We start from the raw sequence: 20,810 nt of genomic DNA, 5'->3' as shown, positions 1-20,810 counted from the left end.
ATCATATGAAAAATATAATTATTACCGGTGGCGCCGGATTCATCGGCTCGCATGTGGTAAGAGAATTTGTAAAAAACAATCCTGAAATTACCATCATCAACCTGGATGCTCTTACCTACGCAGGAAATCTTGAAAACTTAAAGGACATTGAAAATGAGCCAAATTATGTTTTCGAGAAAGCAGACATTACCCATCCTGAAGAATTAAGAACAGTTTTTGAAAAATATAATCCTGATGCCGTTGTACATTTGGCTGCAGAAAGCCATGTAGACAGAAGCATCACGGACCCTATGGCATTTATCAATACCAATGTCAACGGTACGGCGAATCTTTTAAATTTATGTAAAGAATTCTGGACGCTTAATCCTGATCATACCCATGGGAGATTCCCGGATGAAGAAAGAAAAAACCTGTTCTACCATATTTCTACCGACGAGGTGTATGGAAGTTTGGGTGAAACCGGATTCTTTTTAGAAACAACACCATACGACCCACAGTCGCCTTATTCTGCTTCAAAGGCAGCGTCTGATCACTTGGTGAGAGCTTACGGAAATACCTACGGTATGCCTTTCATCGTTTCTAACTGCTCAAATAATTATGGTCCGAACCATTTTCCTGAAAAATTAATTCCTCTTTGCATATCCAACATTATCAACGAAAAACCTTTGCCAATTTACGGTGACGGTAAATATACAAGAGACTGGCTATTTGTTATTGATCACGCAAAAGCAATCCACCAGATTTTCAATGAGGCCAAAACAGGTGAAACCTACAATATCGGAGGATTTAATGAATGGCAGAATATTGATCTGGTAAAAGAGCTTATCAAACAGATGGATGCAAAACTGGGCAGACCGGAAGGCTATTCTGAAAAACTGATCACTTTTGTAAAAGACAGACCTGGCCACGATAAACGCTACGCTATCGATGCTACCAAGCTTAATACAGATCTCGGATGGAAGCCTTCTGTAACATTTGAGCAAGGATTGGCAAAAACCATCGACTGGTATCTGGAAAACAAAGAATGGCTGGAAAATGTAACAAGCGGAGATTACCAGAAGTACTACGAAAAACAATATCATTAAAAACACAATACAATGAAAGGAATTATTTTAGCAGGAGGTTCAGGAACCAGACTTTATCCTCTTACCATTGCAGTCAGTAAACAACTGATGCCTATTTATGACAAACCGATGATTTATTATCCGCTGTCAACTTTACTATTGGCAGGAATTAAGGATATTCTTGTTATCACAACACCGCATGATCAGGAAGGCTTTGTCAAGCTTCTGGGTGACGGCTCCCAAATAGGATGCAACATCCAATATGTTGTGCAGCCAAGCCCGGACGGACTGGCACAGGCATTTATTCTAGGAGATCAGTTCATTGGAAACGACGCTGCTGCGTTGGTTTTAGGTGATAATATTTTCTATGGCTCCGAGATGGGGACATTGCTTAAAAATAAAACCAACCCGGAAGGCGGAGTTGTTTTCGCATACCACGTTTCAGATCCCGAAAGATATGGAGTTGTAGAATTTGATGATGATTTTAAAGCGGTTTCCATTGAAGAAAAACCACTGAAGCCAAAGTCCAATTATGCCGTTCCGGGATTATATTTTTATGATAACGAGGTTGTTGAAATTGCAAAAAACATACAGCCTTCCACAAGAGGCGAGCTTGAAATTACCGATGTAAATAACGTTTATCTTAACAAAGGAAAACTTGAAGTAGGTGTTTTAGACAGAGGCACTGCATGGCTAGATACCGGAACATTTGAATCTCTTAATGATGCTTCGGAATTTGTACGGGTGATTGAAAAAAGGCAGGGATTCAAAATCGGGTGTATTGAAGAAATTGCCTTCAGAAATAAATTCATCAATGAAGAAAAACTGTTGGAAACTGCAGTAAAATATGGAAAAAGTGGCTACGGCGAGTATTTAAAAAAGCTGGTAAATAAATAAACTAGGTCAAATTAACTTAACAGCATTTTACCGGTTTTCACAATATATGCTCCCATATTGGAGATAACCTTTAATTTTTTTAACTAAATAACAAATTTTTAAGAATAAATATACTACATATAAGAAAATAATATAAATTTGCAGTAAACATAACACAAATGAATGAACCACAAGAAAAGTGGACCGAAATAATTGAAGCCCGGCATTCTTTGCTCGATTTAAAATTAAAAGAGGTATGGAATTATAAAGATCTCGTTTACATGTTTGTAAAAAGAGATTTCATATCTGGTTTTAAACAGACAATTTTAGGTCCCACCTGGTTTTTTATAAACCCGATCTTTACGACAATTACCTTTCTCATTGTTTTTGGCAAAATAGCAAGGCTGCCTACAGATGGAGCACCGCCTTTGTTATTCTATCTTTCGGGGGTTACTCTCTGGAATTATTTTTCTTCGTGCCTTCTGGGCACTTCTTCCACATTCGTAGGAAACGCAGGCATTTTCGGAAAAGTATATTTCCCAAGACTTGTAACACCTGTATCTATTGTTATTTCAAATCTCATGCGTTTCGGTGTACAGTTTCTTTTATTCCTGTTGGTCTGGATGTATTACCTGTTTAAGGGAGAAATTCATCCTAATTTATGGATGCTGGCAACACCATTCCTTATTATTCTTATGGCGTTTTTTGCATTAGGTACAGGAATGATATTTTCCTCCCTAACCACAAAATACAAAGACCTCAGCATGCTTCTGGTATTCGGAGTAAACCTGTATATGTACGCAACTCCCGTTATCTATCCTACGTCATCCTTACCCGGATTTTTTAAAAAGCTGGCTTTTTATAATCCATTAACAGGAATTTTCGAATGTTTTAAATATGCATGGCTGGGCGTAGGAGATTTTTCTCCTGTAATGCTTGCAGTAAGCACATGCATCATTCTTTTACTTTTAATGACGGGAACGCTTATATTCAATAAAGTTGAGAAAACTTTTATGGATACCGTTTAAAAAAAATTTATTAACATTCCCAATACTATTATTATGCTGGTCTTAAAAGCAGAAAATATATCAAAGCAATACAGATTAGGACAGGTAGGCACCGGAACCCTTTCTCATGATCTCAACCGTATATGGTACAGAATGAGGGGAAAAGAAGATCCTTATCTGAAGATTGGTGAAGCCAATGACAGAACGGTACAAGGTGAATCCGAATATGTATGGTCTCTGCGGGACATCAATTTCGAAATCGAACAGGGCGATGCTGTAGGCATTATCGGAAGAAACGGAGCCGGGAAATCTACTCTGTTGAAATTATTAAGCAAAGTCACCAAACCTACAACAGGAAAAATATATACCCGTGGACGAATTGCATCGCTGCTAGAAGTAGGAACAGGTTTCCATCCTGAAATGACAGGCAGAGAGAATGTATTTCTGAACGGCGCCATCCTCGGGATGACCCGGAAAGAGATCAAAAGGAAATTTGATGAAATTGTGGATTTCTCAGGAGTAGAAAGATATATTGACACTCCCGTAAAAAGGTATTCTTCCGGGATGTATGTACGTCTGGCGTTTGCCGTAGCTGCACATCTGGAATCTGAAATTCTGATTGTAGATGAGGTGTTGGCAGTGGGCGATGCAGAGTTTCAAAAAAAATGCCTGGGCAAAATGGGTGATGTTACGAAAGGAGAAGGCAGGACAATACTTTTTGTAAGCCATAATATGACCGCCATAAAAGAGCTTTGTAATAACGGAATTCTTCTTAATCAGGGACAGATAAGCTATCAGGGAGATATCCTCAGTACCGTAATCGAGTATCAGAAAAATAATGAAGCAGAAAGTTCTTATCATTATGATGGAAATCTGGAAGAAGCCATAGGCAATGAAAATATAAGGATCAAAACGTTTGCCGTATCCCCTATAAAAGGGAAGCTACTAGACATCGAATCAGGTGTACATGTGAAACTCGTTTTTCATAACTACTGCCCGAATATAACTCTTGATACGACATTTGAGCTGAAAAATTATGAAGAGCTCGTCATCTTTCACGTAGGAAAATTTGTTTCTGAAAATAATGATTCGCAAATAGGAGAATATACCGTGGAATTTGATATTCCTGCTGGGTTTTTGAATGCAGGAAATTACTATTTTAAATTGTACTTCGGAAAAGATCAGAGAGTTCTTCTCTTTGGAGTTGACAATTTTATCGGATTTGAAATAGAAAATGTAAAAGTAGGAAAAATGCTGCATGTTTATCCAGGCATTACAAGACCCACATTTGATTATAAAATAATAACGCCATGATCCCTCAGATAATTCAACTCCCTAAGATTTATGACAAAAGGGGAAATCTTTCTTTTTTTGAATATCCTAATCAACTACCTTTTGATATTAACAGAACCTATTGGATTTATGATGTACCCGGGGGAGAAGTAAGGGGAAGCCACGCGTTCAGAGAACAGCAGGAATTTATAATTGCCTTGTCCGGAAGTTTTGATGTTGTTGTGCATGATGGAAAAGATGAGCAGAGATTCTCATTGAACAGATCTTATTATGGGTTATACATTCCCGAAATGTACTGGCGAAGATTAGAAAATTTCTCCACCAATTCCCTTGCCCTTATTGTATCTGATAAACCCTATAATGAAAATGACTATATAAGAGATTTTGAAGAATTTAAAATATTGGTTCATGAAAAACAGCAGCTTTTCAATATTTGACTGCAGCGTGATTGATTTAAATAAAATTACTTTCGATGAAGGCAATCTCACTGTTGTAGAAAACAATTCTCCATTTCCATTTAATGTAAAAAGAGTGTTCTATCTCTATGATATTATGGGTGGTGAAAGCAGAGGAGCACACTCCCACAAAGAATGCCATCAGTTTTTAATTGCGGCAAGCGGAAGCTTTGAGATTTCTCTGGATGACGGCAAATTCAAAAGACAGGTTTTTTTAAACCGTCCGAATATAGGATTGCATATTCCTCCTGGAATCTGGGCATCGGAAATTAATTTTTCATCCGGTGCAATCTGCCTGGTACTGGCATCACATCATTATAATGAAAATGATTATATAAGAAATTATGAAGATTTCCAAAAATTAAGAAAATGATTTTTTACAAAGAGCAGATCATCTATCCCGAAAGCTTCAGACAGCCTTCCTTTTTTATCAGTCCATTTTCCACTGCGGATCTGGAAAAAAATGCCATGATTGTAAAAGACTGCTCTTGCAACGAAAATACAATAAAAAAGTATAATTCATTTTTTGGTAAACATGAATATTTCTTAAGCGGAAAAGAAGCGATCAATAAAGCTTTAAGCCATTACCTCCTTCAAAAAGAAGATGAAGTACTTATTCTTACAACAACCGCAAACTCTTATGTGAGCAGTTGCGTTACGAAAGAGATTGAAAAATTTTGCACATGGTCCAGACAAAAAACGGACAAAACCAAAGTGGTTTTCATCATTCATGAATTCGGTAAAATTTATAATGATATGGAAACCGTCAAAAAATTTAATCTGCCCATTATTGAAGATTGTGCCATGAGCATGTTCTCTAATGATGAGAATAACCTGATTGGAACCCACGGAGACTTTACCATTTACAGCATCCCCAAGTTTTTCCCCGTACAGTTTGGAGGAATTCTGAAAATAAACTGCGAAAACTACTCTATTACCCACACCAAAATTTATAAGGATTATCTTCAAAAATTAGTGCTTCATTATTTTCAGGATACGGAACATATCATTAACCAAAGAAAAAATAATAACTGCTACATGATAGCAGGATTAACGAAGCTTGGTTTTACTTCCTATTTTGAGTATTCGGAGTTTGAAACGCCGTCAGTATGTATGTTTGAAAACAACGGCTGCGATATTGTAAAGCTGAAGGTATTTCTACAGCAGCATGGGATTGAATGCAGTGTTTTTTACGGAAAAGATGCTTTTTTCCTACCGGTGCATCAGGCTTTAGGAGTCTTCGAGATGGATTACATTCTTAACCTTATTGAATTCTTTATCCATGAAAACAAGTAATATTTCTTTAGGAGAAAATGTTGTGATTGATCCCAGCACAACAATAAATAACGTGAAAATAGCAGATCACGTAAAAATTGCAAAATTCTGCAGTATATACGGATCTGAAACCCATCAGCTGGAGATCGGAAAAAGATCTTATATAGGGATGTTTTCTATCCTTAATGGCTATAGAAAAAAACTCAGGATAGGCGAATCTGTTTCTATAGCCCAAAATGTAAATATCATGACAGATTCCGGTCCTAATGCAAGTGAAGAAATGCAAAAGATATTTCCGGTTACTGAAGATGAAGTATCCGTTGGTGATCACAGTTGGATTGGGGCCAATGTGGTCATAATGCCCGGAGTACATCTTGGGAAATTTTGTGTTGTAGCAGCTAATAGTTTCGTAAACAAAAGCTTCCCGGATTACTCTATGATCGGTGGAAATCCTGCAAAACTTATAAAAAAACTTCCGCAGCCAGATGAAATTTGAAATAGTAAAATATAATAATACCCTCAAAAAGGATTGGAATGCCTTTATCTCAACTTCAAAAAACGGACTTTTCTTTTTTGAAAGGGAATTTATGGAATATCATTCTGATCGCTTTACGGACCATTCTCTGCTTATCTTCAATAAAAACACAATTCAGGCTGTATTTCCTGCTAATGAAGACGGAAAAGATATAATATCTCATGCAGGGCTTACCTTTGGGTCATTAATTATGTCAAAATATGTGAAAGCTGCTGAAGTTCTGGAAATTTTCAGTGAAATAATAAAATATTATCAGGAACTTTCTTTTAGCCGGATGATCTATAAAACGGTTCCGCATATTTTCCACAAATATCCTTCAGAAGAAGATTTATATGCTCTTTTCCGCCACAATGCCATTCTGTTAAGAAGAGATATTTCTTCGGTCATCAATCTTTCGGAGCCCATCCGCTTTTCAGAAACAAAAAGACAGTTGGTGAAAAAATGTAAAGAAAAAGAAATTGTTGTATCCGAAAATAAAGATTTTAATGAATACTGGAAACTGCTCTCGGAAGTCCTGCAAAAATTTGGTGTGAAACCCGTGCATACAATAAAAGAGATTTCATTATTACAAGAAAAATTTCCGGACCAAATCAAGCTTTTTGAAGCCCGGAAAGGCAATACACTCTTGGCCGGAATTGTCATTTTTGATTTTGGGAATGTGATACATACACAATACATGGCAGCTTCTCAGGAAGGAAGGAAACTCGGTGCTTTAGATTTTATCAATTATATACTCATCAATAAATACAAGGAACGCAAATATTACAGCTTTGGTATTTCGACAGAAAAACAAGGCATGTTATTGAACGAAGGTCTTATTCAGCAGAAAGAAAATATGGGAGCCAGAGGTATTGTGCTGGATTTTTACTCTATAAAACTTTAAAATATGATTAAATTCTTAGATCTACAGCAAATAAACTTACAGCATCATACTGAAATTGAAGCAAAACTATTGCAGGTTTTCCAATCAGGTTGGTATTTAATGGGACAGGAGCTAGCTTCATTTGAAGCAAATCTTTCTCATTATATCGGGGTAAAACATACTATAGGTGTCGCAAACGGACTGGATGCGCTGCGTCTTATACTGCGTGCCTATATCGAATTAGGAGTCATGAATCCCGGTGATGAAATTCTCGTCCCTTCGAATACATATATTGCTTCTATTCTCGCTATTTCAGATAACGGGCTGATACCTGTACTGATAGAACCTGATATTGATACTTACAATATTAATCTTACCCATATTGAAGAAAAGATCAGTGCAAAAACAAAGGGAATTCTCATTGTTCATTTATATGGGCGTGTTATTTTTTCTCAAAAGCTTAAAGATTTATCCGAAAAATACAATTTAAAAATTATTGAAGATAATGCTCAGGCTATCGGAGCAGAATGGAATGGCATAAAAACAGGAAATCTTGGTCATGCCGCCGGATTCAGCTTTTATCCCGGAAAAAATCTGGGGGCAATTGGTGACGCCGGCGCAGTTACTACCAATGACGATACCTTAGCAGCGACGATAAGGGCCTTGGCCAATTATGGGTCAAATCAGAAGTATTTAAACATTTATAAAGGACTCAATTCAAGGCTGGATGAAATGCAGGCCGCAGTTCTGAATGTAAAATTAAAATATCTTGATCATGAAAACACCTTGAGAAGAAAGATTGCAAAACGATATATTTCAGAAATTAAATCGCCTGAAATTGTAGTTCCTGAATATCCTGAGCATGAAAAAGAACATGTATGGCACTTGTTCGTCATCAGAACCTCCGATAGGAATGCTCTGCAGAGTTACCTGACTGATAATAAGATTCAGACTTTAATCCATTACCCGGTTGCTCCTCACAAACAGCAGGCGTATAAAGAATGGAATGAGCTGTCATATCCTTTAAGTGAAAAAATTCACGCAGAAGTATTAAGCCTTCCTATTTCTCCTGTGATGGATGATGAGCAAATAAATATGATTATTAGGACTATTAATACGTTTTAATCCATGTCAAGACTTTTAGAGAATAAGAAATATTTTCTTAAAACATTAAAGATTGCTAAGCTTCTTTTTAAAGAAAAGAAGTATGATGATTGTTTGATGTATATAGAGAAAATTTCATATTCAGCGTGGTATAATTTCCCCGGATATTACACCTCTAATTGTTTTGAATCAATCATTAGAAAAATAGCTCTTAAAAGTTTAGATTTCGATAATGAAGAAAACAATATGCATACGCAGGATACAACATTACATCTTTTTTCCGAAATCTGTAATATAGGAGGACATTCAAGGCTTATTTTCAGCTGGATTGAGAATGATACAACCAGTAAACATTATCTGATGAGTACATGGCAAAATTTTCAGGAAGTTTCTGAAATAGCAGAATCGTATCTCTACAAAATCAACAATAACTTATTTGTTTACGATCAAAACCTGAGCATTATTGAGAAAGCACAAAAAATAGTAGATACCTTAAAGAAAAATCAGTTCAGCAGAATTATTTTGCACATTCATCCACATGATTTGATCCCATCAATGATTTTTTCATCTAAAAAAATAAAAAGCCCTGTTTTTTTTCTTAATCATGCTGAACATACGTACTGGTTAGGAGCACCTGTTGCGGATTTCCTTTTACAAATCAGAGAATCAAATATTTTAAAAGATTCGAAAAACAGAAATATCCCCGTACAAGATCAGTTTTTTTTACCAATACCTGTACGTCAATCATATTCGGTGAAAAAATTAGAAAAACAAACATTCAACATTATTTCGATTGGCAGAGAATCGAAGTATGAACCCAATCAGGAATATAATTTTTATGAAGAGGCGCTGAGAATTGTTAAAAAATTTGAATATGTTGTCTTTACCATCGTGGGAATTGAATCAAATAATCCTAACAGAAAAACTTATCAGCACGAAAGTTTAATTTTCATCCATCCTACAAGAGATATTAATTTATATATTGAAAATGCAGATTTATATTTAGAGGGCTTCCCTATCCCCTCTTTCACCTCTCTTCTGGAACCGGCAATGGCTGGAGTTCCTTTTGTATTACACTATAATCCGGCAAGCGTCTATAAAGTTTTTGAGGATCATGAAGAAAAGGGAATATTCTATCCTAAAGACCTGAAAAACTGGCAAATTGAAGTAGACAGGATGATCACAGATGAAAATTACAGGAACTTTATCAATAATTTACAACTAACATATTTACAAGAAAATTATTCCTCACAAGGATGGAATTTGAAACTGAAAAGAATCAAGGACTTTTCTAGAGATAAACAACATAAAATTCGTTCTGTTTCTAACGAAGAAAAATTTGTAAAGGGAATAGATGAAGAACTGGTATCAGTTATTGAGTCAAAACCAACCGATCATTACTCCTACACCACCAGTCTAGGATTTTTTTCAAAATTAAAAGTCATAAAACTTTCCATTAATAATCCGTTATGGGTGAAAGTTTTACCTTGTAAACAAACGATCAAATATTTATTCAATAATTAGCAGATGAATATGAAGTTAGACCAATTGCCAAGCAGCCTATTTCATACTACCATTGATAGACGTACAAAAAAGAATATGGTGAAAGCAAATTAAAATACGTAATTAAATTACACTCAAAAAATAAATACATACACATGAAAAAAATAAGACCTATTGCCATTCATCTCCCTCAATACCATCCTTTCCCAGAAAATGACGAATGGTGGGGTAAAGGTTTTACAGAATGGACTAATGTAACAAAGGCAAAACCATTATTTGAAGACCATTATCAGCCCCATCTTCCCGCAGACTTAGGATTTTATGACTTAAGGCTGGAAGAAGCAAGAATGGCGCAGGAACTTCTGGCCAAAGAATACGGAATTTACGGATTCTGTTATTATCACTACTGGTTTAACGGGAAAAGATTAATGCATGAGCCTATTGACAGGAAATTAAAAAATCCGAAAGAAGATCTGCCATTTATGCTGTGCTGGGCCAATGAAAACTGGACCAGACGTTGGGATGGCAGTGATCATGAAATACTTCTTGAACAAAGATACTCCGTCAAGGATGACGAAGATCATATTGATTTTCTGCTGCCTATTATGAGTGATCCAAGATATATCAAAATAAATAATAAACCCATTATCGTCATTTACAAGCCTAATATCCTTCCTAATATCCAGGAAACCATTAAATGCTGGCGGGAAAAAGCCAAAGCAGCCGGGATGGAATTGTATTTATGCCATATGGGATTTTCATACTTGGAAGGATGGGATCAGTTAGTAGATGGGTTTGATGCCGTGATTGATTTTGAACCTTTCGGAATACGCAGAAAAAGTGTTTTGAAAGAAGCTCATGACAGAAAAAGGAAACCTAAAAAAGGGATTATACACAAAATTAAAAGACGGCTTGGTAAAAAAATAACAGAGAATACATACAATTGCGTTCCCTACCAGTGGATGGGAGAAAATTTAACCCCTCAGAAGGATTTTCATTGTAAAATCTTTCCATCTATTGTGCCCGGCTGGGACAACACTTCCAGAAGAGGAAAAAACCCAACCCTGATACTCAAAGATTCGTCACCGGAATATTTTGAAAAATGGCTTTCAAATATTAAGTTGGATTTTAAACCATATTCTGACGAAGAGAACTTCATTTTTATTAATGCATGGAATGAATGGGCAGAAGGCAACCATCTGGAGCCTGACCAAAAGTTTGGAAGACAATATCTGGAAGTCGTTAAAAAATTATTTTTAAATCAATGATGAAGAAAATAAAACCCCTTGCATTCTACCTCCCTCAATACCACCCTGTTCCCGAAAATGACGAATGGTGGGGAAAAGGTTTTACAGAATGGACCAATGTAACAAAAGCAAAGCCTCTTTTTGAAGGACATGACCAACCTATATACCCTGCTGATCTGGGATATTATGACCTTCGTGTTCCGGAAGTTAGAGAACAGCAGGCTCAGATGGCAAAAGAGTACGGAATCCATGGATTTATCTATTACCATTATTGGTTTGGCAATAGAAAACAATTGCTGGAAAGAATTGCAAATGATGTCCTTACATCCGGAAAACCAGATTTCCCCTTCTGTTTCTGCTGGGCAAACGAAACCTGGTCCGGGATATGGCATGGGCTTGCAGAAAAGATTCTGGCAGAGCAAGTATATCCGAATGATCAAGATTTAATAGATCATTTCAACTACCTGCTCCCATTCTTTAAAGACGAAAGGTATATCAAGGTAGATAATAAGCCTCTTTTCATCATCTACCACCCGAATCATTTAAATGAAGGAGCCCCCCACTATATTTCAAAATTCAGGGCGCTGGCAAAAGAGAACGGATTTGATGATTTATATGTCATGGCGTCTAATAAGCTCCGTGATGATATTGATTTAAAATCAATGGGGTACGACGGCAAAATATCCAATGCATTCCAGAAAGCATGGATTCCTTATATTAAAAAAGGGGAATATATTTCCCATTATCAATATTATAAAAACAGAATAACAGAACTACTCGGATATAAGAAAAAAAACAAACCAAAAGTACTGACTCAGGATGCCCAAGCTATTGTTAATGATCTGCAGTTTGTAGAAAGCAATGTTCCTACTTTTCCATGTCTTCTGCCTAACTGGGACAACACTCCAAGAAGCGGATACAGAGGAGTTGTACTTACCAATACATCACCGGAACTATTTGAAAAGCAGATTGAAAAAGCGATTGCTTATCTTGAAGATAAAAATGATTATCCCGAACACTTATTGATTATAAAATCATGGAATGAATGGGCAGAAGGTAATATTCTGGAGCCTGATAGAAAGTATGGCTTCGGATACCTGGATACATTAAAAAGAATACTAGATAAATACAATAAATAAGAGCAGCTAAATAATCGTACTTATTTAGGTCTGATTAATTATGTATAAATAAAAACACATAATGAATGATGAGTAAAGTTTCCATTATAATTCCCTGTTTTAATCATGCTCTGTATTTAGAAGAATGCATACAGTCTATTATAGCTCAATCCTATACACATTGGGAATGCATTATTATAGACGATGGCTCCACAGACAATACATCAGAGGTAGCTCAAAAACTGATCAATCATAAAATACGTTATATCTATCAGGAAAACAAAGGAGTATCCTCTGCCCGAAACCATGGAATAAAGCAAGCGACAGGAGACTATATTTTACCTCTTGATGCAGATGATACCCTAAACCCATTAGCATTAGAGAAAATGTTAGAAGTTTTTGCTAAAAATAAAGAAACAATGATTGTTTTTTCTGATACGGTGACGTTTGGCCATATCAATAATAAATTAACAATGGAGGAAAAATTCAGTATTAAAGAATTATTACTGCAAAACAAATTATTTTGTACCTCCATGTTTCCAAAAAAATATTTCGATCAGGGGATAAAGTATGACGAAAAACTTACACATGGTCTTGAAGACTGGGAGTTTTGGATACAGCTTATTTCTTCTCATCGCAATCTGCCCGTTACCAAAATAGAGTATCCGGTTTTCAATTACAGATCTCATTACGGCAGTTCAAGAAATAATGATGTTTTTAAAGATGATCATAAAAAAGAAATTATCTATCATATGATTTACGAAAAGCACAAAGCGCTTTTTCATGAGTTTTACCCAAGCTACCTCTCACTTTTAAAAAGAATAACCTTTTATGAAAAAAAACTAGAGCATATTTACAACAGTAAGCTTTACAGAATATATAACTTTTTAATTCATTTATTCAGATAAATCAGGTACATGCAAAGTGACTACATCTAATGAATTTTGTAAAGGTATATTGAAGAATTACATTAAAAATACAAAGCCCTCAAAGTTGAAAAATGGTTAAAATAATTATTGTAAATTATAATTCCGACAAGTGGATTGATCGCTGTCTTTATTCTATTGACCAGGCAGGATTAATAGAACATACGGTTATCGTAGACAACGCATCTACCGATAATAGTGTTCTTTTTATCGAACAGAGGTTTCCTAAAGTTCAGCTTATTAAACTTTATACTAACTTAGGTTTCGGACAGGCAAATAATATCGGGATTAAAAAAGCGTACGAACAAGGGGCCGATTATGTATTTTTAATGAATCAGGATGTTTATATAACCCCCGAAACGATTAACCAATTGGTTAAAATTGCAAAAAAAAATCCTGACTTCGGTATTCTGAGCCCAATACACCTCAACGGAAATGGTTCCGAGCTGGATTTTGGTTTTTCAAATTACATAGTTCCTTTAAAATGTGAAAAATTATATTCAGATATATTTTTACAAAATTTAGCGCCACTGTATGAATTGCCTTTTGTCAATGCCGCTGCCTGGTTATTGACAAGAAAGTGTATTGAAAAGGTTGGCGGTTTCAGCCCTTCATTTTACCATTATGGAGAAGATGATAATTATTGTCAGAGGGTATTATTTCATAGCCTGAAAATAGGTATTGTACCGGAAGCTGTGATCTTCCATGACAGAGAAAAGAGAACCGAAAATAAGTATTTTGATAATACCGCTCTGTTGTATGAAAGAAAATTAATTATGACGCTTTCAGATCCTTTTAATAATAAACAGTCAATAAGGGAAATATATATGAATTCCTGTAAAATGATGATAAAATCTCTATTAACATTCAGGCTGAAATCCCTTAAAGAGCATTATATCAAAAGTAAAATCTGTTATTCGTTGGACTGGAAAAGGATTCTTTATAACAAAAAACAATCTCTAAAAGAAGGAAAAAGTTTTTTATAACCATCAGACTATCCGGAAGGTGTCATCAGATGATCTGGTGTGATATCTTGAGCGATGAACAGAGCCGGGAAAAGACCTGGATTATTTTTAAAAATATCCTGCCGTTTCTAAGTTTTAAATAACAAATGATGAAAAAATAATTTATGATTATAGGTAATGGAATTATGGCAAATGCCTTACAATTTTATGACAAAGAAGACATTGTTTTCTTTGCATCGGGAGTTTCCAATTCTCTTGAAAATAAACTTTCTGAATTTGAGAGAGAAACTTCGCTTCTGAAATCTGTTATCAGCCATAATCCTGACAAAAAGCTTGTCTATTTTTCTACCTGCAGTATTTATGATCCTACGAAAACTGAAAGTCATTATGTAATTCACAAATTAAATATTGAAAAACTGATTGCAGAACGCTGCAGAAACTTTATCATCTTCAGAGTGGGAAATGCGGTAGGACGTGGCGGGAATCCTAATACATTAATCAATTTTCTGAAAAAATCAATCCTTTCGGAAAATAAGCTGATGCTGCACAACAATGCAAGACGAATCCTGATCGGTACAGATGACATTGCATCATTTATCAATCGGTATTTGAAAAACTTCAGTAATGAGATTGTTAATCTGGCATATCCCTATCAATTTACATTATATGAAATTTTATCACAACTGGAGAAACATCTGGGCAGAAAAGCATATTATGAAATAATTGAGGAAGGTTCCTTTTATACAATAGAGTTCAACAGCTACACTGAAGATTTTTTCTCAGAAATACCACCAGAAGAATATTTAAAAAAACTATGTTCATCGTACCTATAAATGAATTGCAGATAACTCTTTCATCTAACTAAAACACATATCAAATGAAAATTTCAGTTATTATTCCCGTCTACAACGCAGAGAAATATGTTTCCCAGGCAGTAGAATCTGCTCTTCAGTTTGAAGAAGTATTTGAAGTCATATTGGTAGAAGATAAGTCTCCTGATAATGCACTGCAGGTATGCCGGGAACTCACTAAAAAATACAGCCGGGTAAAACTTTATCAGCATCTCGACAAAGGAAATCATGGTGCAGGAGCCACCAGAAACGTAGGAATAACGATGGCAGAAGGTGATTTTATTGCTTTTCTCGATGCGGATGATTATTATCTCCCCAATCGTTTTGAAGCAGAAAAGAAGCTATTTATGAACGAAAATGTAGAAGGAGTTTATGGAGCAATAGGTGTTCATTATTATTCGGAAAAAGCAAAAAAACAATATTATAAAATATTCGGTGACAGGCTGACCACCGTTTACCAACAACATCCGCCGGAACATGTTTTCCCCGGGCTGCTGAACATGAAGGGAACATTTGGATTGTTCAGCATTGATGCCCTTACTATACGGAAAAGTGCTCTGCAAAAGGTAGATTGTTTTTTTAAAACCCATTTAAAGCTTCACCAGGACACGGAATTTTTATTCCGTCTCTCCTATTATCTTGATCTGTATCCTGGAATACTCGACAAGGCAGTTGCTGTACGCGGTGTTCACGAGAACAACAGAATCACCAAAGTAGATGCCAGAGAAATCAAGCCTGCCTCAACAAGGGTTATTTTTTGGGAGGAAGTTAATCATTGGGCGAAGAACGAAAGCAGCATTCCCGATGAGGTCAAACTACATATTAAAAGAGTATACCGAAGCTTCCGTATTGCCAATGCTCATTTTCTGAAAAAATGGGGAATGATTGTAAAGTACCTCTTTACAGATTACCAAAGCATCCGTTCCGGACTGTACAATATAAATTTCCGGAAAGATCTTTTTTAATATTTTAATTTAAAATTATTTAAACTAAATTTATCGGTAAGCCTGATTTATCGCCTTAAAAAATTTACTTTCCTCAGATAATCACGCATCGGTTTTTCAACAAATTGATAAAGGGCAGCCGAAACAATCATTAAAACCGGCATATAGATCCAAAACAATGTATTGCTTTCAGACATTTGGAAATAATCCCATAAAAATGATCTTACAATATACAGAACAGGAATATGGATGATATAAACAGCATAGCTGATTTCTCCGAGAAATTCCAGCGGCTTAATGGCGAAAATTTTAGTGATAAGACCGTTATTACAGGAAATTAAATAAATTACAGGAACAAAGAAAACAGCCATTAACCCATTATGAAAATTCAGTGGAATAAAAATTAAAGACAGGAGAATTGCCATAAAAAATACAACAACTGCCAGGTCATAGTTCTTTTCTTTACGGTTTTTCACAAAGAGCAAGCCTGCAATATTTCCTATTAAGAACTCGTTGATGTGCCAAAGCGGGAAATAATGACTGAATTCATGACTCTCAGTGTGCGGACCTTTATAGGCAGGTGAATGAACGTATAAATTGGAGAATACCTGAGTTCCGATCCAGATCAAAACGGCAATAATCCAAATACTTTTGTTTCCTTTAGAATATAAATAATTGTAGAGCCAGGGAAAAACCAGATAAAACAAAAATTCTACAGAAATAGACCAGCCCGGAAAATTCAGAATGAGCGCTTTTCCGGGAATCCAGCTCTGGATCCCTAAAAGATATAAAAAACTTTTATAAAAACTGATATCCGAATATCTGGTAAAAAAATAAAGCAGCAAGCCGACAATATACAAAGGATAAATCCTGGCTACCCTGTTCCGGTAAAAATCCAGATACCCTATCTTTTCTTTTTTGTGATAAGCAATAATCATGATAAAGCCGGAAAGAATGAAAAAATAGCTCACTCCCACGTTGGCCCGGAGAAAAATATCCGAAATAAACCTGATCTTGTATAAAAACAAATCTTTATTAAAATGAGAAATAACAATCGCCATTGCAGCGACAAACCGGGTAAATGTAATCTGACTAATCTTCACAGAATCGCAACATGCTTTACTTTATTCAAAAGCACTCCGGATCGGAGACTTTTAGCATAAAGTATTAATTTTAAGGCACAAAAATAAGATTTATTCTTATAATTATGTAAAACAAATTATATTTGTATGATACAAATGAGAAAAAAAATACTATGCTTAATGAATTTTTAGCAAAAGTCCAGAGAAGGAATCAGATTTCTCTCCTCAAAAGACATCCTAACGTTTATTTTCAAGAAATAAGACTGGGAACCAGTGACCATTTCATCCTGCATGAAAATTTAAATAAAGTTACCATAGGAAACCATGCTAATTTTAGAAATTATGTACATATCCTTGTAGAAAAGAATTCCACCTTAGAAATCGGGAATCATTTTTTCATGAACAACTTCTGTTCCATCAATTGCCTGGAACATATTTCCATTGGAGATCATACATTGTTCGGGGAGAATGTAAAGCTGTATGATCACAACCATCTCTACCAGACTCAACCGGAATTTAAACTGTTTCATTCAGATTTTACTAAAGCGCCGATCAGAATCGGCAGCAATTGCTGGCTCGGCAGTAATGTTACGGTATTAAAGGGAGTTACCATCGGCGACAACTGCATTATTGGAGCAGGATGTGTTATTTACAGGGATATTCCGTCCAATACAACTGTAGTCAATCATCAGGGTTTAATGTTAAAAGAACAGTCATGAAGTTTTCTATTCTTATTGCACACTACAACAATTCTCATTTCTTCAGGGATTGTTATGAAAGTATACTTGAGCAGACACATACGGATTGGGAAGCCATTATTCTGGATGATGCTTCCTCTGAAAACGAGAAAAATAAAATACGGGAAATCATTTCAGGAGATTCCAGATTTAAGTTTTTTGAAAATGATAAAAATTCCGGCGTAGGCGTCACTAAAAGTAAGCTTATTGAGTTGGCTGAAGGAGAAATCTGCGGATTTGTAGATCCTGATGATGCCATTACTCCCACCGCCATCCAAAGATCGATAGAATTGTTTCAGTCGAAACAAGATACCGTACTTACTTATTCCAGATTTATGATCTGTGATCATCATCTTAAACCAATTGCACCCTTCAGGTCTGCCATGCAGATACCGAACGGCAACCTTTATTTTTTTAATTTTCCTATTCAGATTGCACATTTTGTAGGATTCAGGAAGGCTGTGTATGACAAAACAGAGAAAATGAATCCTGAATTAAAAATAGGTGAAGATCAGGATCTCTACCTGAAAATGTATGAAAAAGGAAAGGTGCGGTTCATTGATGAAACCAATTATCTTTACAGAACCCATGAGGGAGGAATCTCACAAAATGAGAACAAAAAGAAATCCCATGAGTATTTTGCCCAAGTGATCTTCAATACGATGAAACGAAGAAATCTTAAGATCATCAACGGAAAAAAAATCCCTGAATTTTACACAAGTGCTGACGAAATATTTGACCTGCTTCAATATCAGCATCAAATGCCTTTCAGAATCAGAAAAAAAATACAGATAACTTTACAATCAATCTTCGGATAATGTCAGAAAAAAAAATTAAAATATTGTTCAGACACCGTTCTATGGAAATGGGAGGGGTAGAAAAAGTATTGCTTAGCTTACTTAACAATCTTAATCCTGATCAATTTGAAATGACTGTATGTCTTACGCTCAACCAGGGTAAACTGCGTGATGAAATCCCTAGACACATAAGGAAAATACATCTTACTCCGGGAAAAGAAGATTTCTCCAGCAATTCTCTGCTGAAAAAAATCCAGCTTGCAGGAAGAAGATTAAAACTGAAGAAGCTGAAAAATAACCCCTCTATTGCAGACAGCATTATCAATGATAGTTTTGACGTGGAAATCGGCATGGATTACAGAGATTATGATGCAATACTTAATTCTACCAACAAAAATTCGAAGAAAATAGGATGGTTTCATTCCGAAATCAATGTTCCTAAATTTCAGCCTTTGGTACCGGGAATTTTAAAAAGTTTTCCCAAGTTTGACCATATGGTCTATTGTTCCCATAAAATCAAGGACATGATGCATCATTACTATCCTGATCTTAATTACCCGCCAGAAAGTGTAATTATCAACCCTATTCCTGTTGAGGAAATTAAACTTAAGGCAAAAGAGGAACCGGAACACTTCCCTGAAGGACCCGTTTTTGTTTCCATCGGAAGGCTTCATTCCAGGAAAGGGTACCATAAACTTATTGAAGCCCATAAAAAACTTATCAATGAAGGATTTCACCACAGTATCATTATCATAGGTGACGGCGATGAAATGAAGAACCTGACTTCACAGGCAGTAAAATACAATGTTGAAAAAACCTTTATTTTAAAAGGAAATCAGATGAATCCTTATCCTTACATCAGGAAAGCAGATTATTTTATTCTTCCCTCAGAATCTGAAGCCTGGCCTTTGGTAATTGCAGAAGCATTAATCCTCCGGAAACCTATTATTGCTACCAATGTTGGAGATGTAGGACTCATGATCAAAGACCGCAAAACAGGATATCTTATCAGGTATGAAACAGATGAAATGTATTCTGCAATAAAAACTTTCCTGACTGATCCCGAGCTGGTTGCTAAGATCAGAGAAAACCTTACAGATATTGAAAGCCAGTTTGATAATCAAAGAATATTTAACAGGATTGAAGAAATGATCATCACGGTGTGTAAAAGCTGATTACTGTGCAGAATATCCGCCGTCAACCACCATATTTGTTCCGGTGACCCACTTTGAAGCATCAGAAAGCAGGAAAATACAGGCGTTTGCCACGTCTTCAGGATTTCCTATTCCCAGAGGGTGTTTCCTGATAATTTCAGAAGAAGCTTCTTCGCCAATCTCTTCAAACATCTTTTCTAAAATCGGGGTGTTTACCATCGCCGGACTTATGCTGTTAACACGTATATTGTTTCTGCAAAGCTCCATCGCCAAAGAACGTACACCGGAAATCACCGCTCCCTTGCTTGCCGAATAGGCTGCTTTTCCCGGCTCTCCCACTAGGCCGGCAGCCGAAGCAATAAATACAAAGCTGGAAGTTTCATCTTTATACTTTTTTAGGGATAAAATTTTAGCAATTTCAAAGCCTGCGATAACGTTAATCTCAAATATATCGCGGTATAGTGCCGGACTATGTTTTTTTAGCGGCAATGTCTTTTCAATCCCCGCGCAATGTATAAATCCTGATATTTTGCCTAAGTCCGCAACCTTATCTGCTATCATCGCTTCCAGATTTTCAGTTTGTGTAATATCTGCAGCAATAATCTCGGCTTTAGTTCCGGGAGCAAGCAGGGATACGGTTATCATCAGTTCGTTATGGTTTCTTCCCACAAGAATAAGATTCGCTCCTCTTTTGCTGCATTCCACAGAGCAGCTTCTTCCAATGCCGGAAGAAGCTCCTGTAATAAGAATTACTTTGTTTTTTAATGAAAAGGGATCCATTACTCTTCAAAATTTTCTTTCCCGATAACATTCATAAGATCCGAAACCGTTTCTATATCTTTAAAATGTTTGGTGTCGATTTTCTTATTGAAATTTTCATCCACAAAAGCAATAATGGAAAGCAGGCTTATTGAATCGTAGCTTTCCAAAGATTTCAGATTGGTTTCTGTAGTTAAGGTTTCATCTTCTTCGAGTTCCTCCTGTAGTTTTTCTAAAAAAACAGATGTTTTCATTT

Annotated in this window: 23 protein-coding genes; 20 read left to right on the top strand and 3 right to left on the bottom strand. The window is 35.9% G+C overall.

Annotated elements, in window-relative coordinates; translation table 11 throughout:
• Positions 1 to 5 precede the first annotated feature (5 nt).
• The 17 genes from rfbB to BUA76_RS05765 all read left to right on the top strand — a co-directional run bounded on the left by rfbB (position 6) and on the right by BUA76_RS05765 (position 16,046).
• The gene (gene rfbB, locus BUA76_RS05845) at positions 6 to 1,085 is read left to right on the top strand and encodes a dTDP-glucose 4,6-dehydratase (protein WP_072884019.1); all 1,080 of its coding nucleotides are present in this window, start codon (positions 6 to 8) and stop codon (positions 1,083 to 1,085) included.
• A 12-nt stretch (positions 1,086 to 1,097) separates the two neighbouring features.
• Positions 1,098 to 1,961, top strand: coding sequence for a glucose-1-phosphate thymidylyltransferase RfbA (rfbA, locus tag BUA76_RS05840; protein WP_072883870.1), 864 nt, complete (start codon positions 1,098 to 1,100; stop codon positions 1,959 to 1,961).
• A 158-nt stretch (positions 1,962 to 2,119) separates the two neighbouring features.
• Positions 2,120 to 2,968, top strand: a complete 849-nt coding sequence (locus BUA76_RS05835) for an ABC transporter permease (RefSeq protein WP_072883869.1) — start codon at positions 2,120 to 2,122, stop codon at positions 2,966 to 2,968.
• A gap of 33 nt (positions 2,969 to 3,001) precedes the next feature.
• Entirely contained in the window at positions 3,002 to 4,261 is a 1,260-nt protein-coding gene (locus BUA76_RS05830) for an ABC transporter ATP-binding protein (RefSeq protein WP_072883868.1), read from the top strand.
• Positions 4,258 to 4,677: a sugar 3,4-ketoisomerase gene (locus tag BUA76_RS05825; protein WP_072883867.1), complete on the top strand. Its 420-nt coding sequence runs from the start codon at positions 4,258 to 4,260 to the stop codon at positions 4,675 to 4,677. The genes BUA76_RS05830 and BUA76_RS05825 overlap by 4 nt, the downstream gene beginning before the upstream one ends.
• Positions 4,649 to 5,068, top strand: coding sequence for a sugar 3,4-ketoisomerase (locus BUA76_RS05820; RefSeq protein ID WP_072883866.1), 420 nt, complete (start codon positions 4,649 to 4,651; stop codon positions 5,066 to 5,068). The genes BUA76_RS05825 and BUA76_RS05820 overlap by 29 nt, the downstream gene beginning before the upstream one ends.
• A complete protein-coding gene (locus tag BUA76_RS05815; RefSeq protein ID WP_072883865.1) occupies positions 5,065 to 5,991 on the top strand; it encodes a DegT/DnrJ/EryC1/StrS family aminotransferase in 927 nt (308 codons plus the stop codon). Before BUA76_RS05820 ends, BUA76_RS05815 begins: the two co-directional genes overlap by 4 nt.
• On the top strand, positions 5,978 to 6,466 hold the full coding sequence (locus tag BUA76_RS05810) for an acyltransferase (protein ID WP_072883864.1): 489 nt from the start codon (positions 5,978 to 5,980) through the stop codon (positions 6,464 to 6,466). Before BUA76_RS05815 ends, BUA76_RS05810 begins: the two co-directional genes overlap by 14 nt.
• Entirely contained in the window at positions 6,456 to 7,388 is a 933-nt protein-coding gene (locus BUA76_RS05805; RefSeq protein WP_072883863.1) for a GNAT family N-acetyltransferase, read from the top strand. Before BUA76_RS05810 ends, BUA76_RS05805 begins: the two co-directional genes overlap by 11 nt.
• A gap of 3 nt (positions 7,389 to 7,391) precedes the next feature.
• The gene (locus BUA76_RS05800) at positions 7,392 to 8,492 is read left to right on the top strand and encodes a DegT/DnrJ/EryC1/StrS family aminotransferase (protein WP_072883862.1); all 1,101 of its coding nucleotides are present in this window, start codon (positions 7,392 to 7,394) and stop codon (positions 8,490 to 8,492) included.
• A gap of 3 nt (positions 8,493 to 8,495) precedes the next feature.
• Positions 8,496 to 9,995, top strand: a complete 1,500-nt coding sequence (locus tag BUA76_RS05795) for a glycosyltransferase family 4 protein (protein ID WP_072883861.1) — start codon at positions 8,496 to 8,498, stop codon at positions 9,993 to 9,995.
• Positions 9,996 to 10,129: 134 nt separating this feature from the next.
• Positions 10,130 to 11,242: a glycosyltransferase WbsX family protein gene (locus BUA76_RS05790; RefSeq protein ID WP_072883860.1), complete on the top strand. Its 1,113-nt coding sequence runs from the start codon at positions 10,130 to 10,132 to the stop codon at positions 11,240 to 11,242.
• Positions 11,239 to 12,360, top strand: a complete 1,122-nt coding sequence (locus tag BUA76_RS05785) for a glycosyltransferase WbsX family protein (protein ID WP_178337305.1) — start codon at positions 11,239 to 11,241, stop codon at positions 12,358 to 12,360. The genes BUA76_RS05790 and BUA76_RS05785 overlap by 4 nt, the downstream gene beginning before the upstream one ends.
• Positions 12,361 to 12,425: 65 nt before the next feature.
• Positions 12,426 to 13,247 carry a glycosyltransferase family 2 protein gene (locus tag BUA76_RS05780; RefSeq protein WP_083573172.1) on the top strand — a complete coding sequence of 274 codons (822 nt, stop codon included), beginning with the start codon at positions 12,426 to 12,428 and terminating at the stop codon, positions 13,245 to 13,247.
• A 92-nt stretch (positions 13,248 to 13,339) separates the two neighbouring features.
• On the top strand, positions 13,340 to 14,251 hold the full coding sequence (locus BUA76_RS05775; protein WP_072883858.1) for a glycosyltransferase family 2 protein: 912 nt from the start codon (positions 13,340 to 13,342) through the stop codon (positions 14,249 to 14,251).
• Between the two features lie 143 nt (positions 14,252 to 14,394).
• Entirely contained in the window at positions 14,395 to 15,063 is a 669-nt protein-coding gene (locus tag BUA76_RS05770; RefSeq protein ID WP_072883857.1) for an NAD-dependent epimerase/dehydratase family protein, read from the top strand.
• 44 nt (positions 15,064 to 15,107) lie between these two features.
• Positions 15,108 to 16,046, top strand: coding sequence for a glycosyltransferase family 2 protein (locus BUA76_RS05765; protein WP_072883856.1), 939 nt, complete (start codon positions 15,108 to 15,110; stop codon positions 16,044 to 16,046).
• Between the two features lie 47 nt (positions 16,047 to 16,093).
• Here BUA76_RS05765 and BUA76_RS05760 read toward each other — a convergent pair whose 3' ends face one another.
• Positions 16,094 to 17,128 (bottom strand): acyltransferase family protein, encoded by a 1,035-nt coding sequence (locus BUA76_RS05760; protein WP_143149867.1) that lies wholly within the window; start codon positions 17,126 to 17,128, stop codon positions 16,094 to 16,096.
• Between the two features lie 152 nt (positions 17,129 to 17,280).
• Between BUA76_RS05760 and BUA76_RS05755 the strand changes: the two genes are divergently transcribed.
• The 3 genes from BUA76_RS05755 to BUA76_RS05745 are packed head-to-tail and all read left to right on the top strand — an operon-like array spanning position 17,281 to position 19,816.
• Positions 17,281 to 17,826 carry an acyltransferase gene (locus tag BUA76_RS05755; RefSeq protein ID WP_072883854.1) on the top strand — a complete coding sequence of 182 codons (546 nt, stop codon included), beginning with the start codon at positions 17,281 to 17,283 and terminating at the stop codon, positions 17,824 to 17,826.
• Positions 17,823 to 18,662: a glycosyltransferase family 2 protein gene (locus tag BUA76_RS05750; RefSeq protein WP_072883853.1), complete on the top strand. Its 840-nt coding sequence runs from the start codon at positions 17,823 to 17,825 to the stop codon at positions 18,660 to 18,662. Before BUA76_RS05755 ends, BUA76_RS05750 begins: the two co-directional genes overlap by 4 nt.
• Positions 18,662 to 19,816, top strand: a complete 1,155-nt coding sequence (locus BUA76_RS05745; RefSeq protein ID WP_072883852.1) for a glycosyltransferase — start codon at positions 18,662 to 18,664, stop codon at positions 19,814 to 19,816. The genes BUA76_RS05750 and BUA76_RS05745 overlap by 1 nt, the downstream gene beginning before the upstream one ends.
• Here the strand turns inward: BUA76_RS05745 and BUA76_RS05740 are convergent, their stop codons facing one another.
• Both BUA76_RS05740 and BUA76_RS05735 read right to left on the bottom strand, forming a co-directional pair.
• Positions 19,817 to 20,575, bottom strand: a complete 759-nt coding sequence (locus tag BUA76_RS05740) for an SDR family NAD(P)-dependent oxidoreductase (protein ID WP_072883851.1) — start codon at positions 20,573 to 20,575, stop codon at positions 19,817 to 19,819.
• Complete coding sequence (locus BUA76_RS05735; protein ID WP_072883850.1) at positions 20,575 to 20,808, bottom strand: phosphopantetheine-binding protein; 234 nt, start codon at positions 20,806 to 20,808, stop codon at positions 20,575 to 20,577. Before BUA76_RS05735 ends, BUA76_RS05740 begins: the two co-directional genes overlap by 1 nt.
• Between the last annotated feature and the right edge of the window lie 2 nt (positions 20,809 to 20,810).

It is taken from the genome of Chryseobacterium takakiae, assembly GCF_900129385.1.
Classification (GTDB): Bacteria; Bacteroidota; Bacteroidia; order Flavobacteriales; family Weeksellaceae; genus Chryseobacterium; species Chryseobacterium takakiae.
The sequence above is the reverse complement of the archived record's forward strand: the minus strand, read 5'-3'. Positions and strand labels throughout refer to the sequence as shown.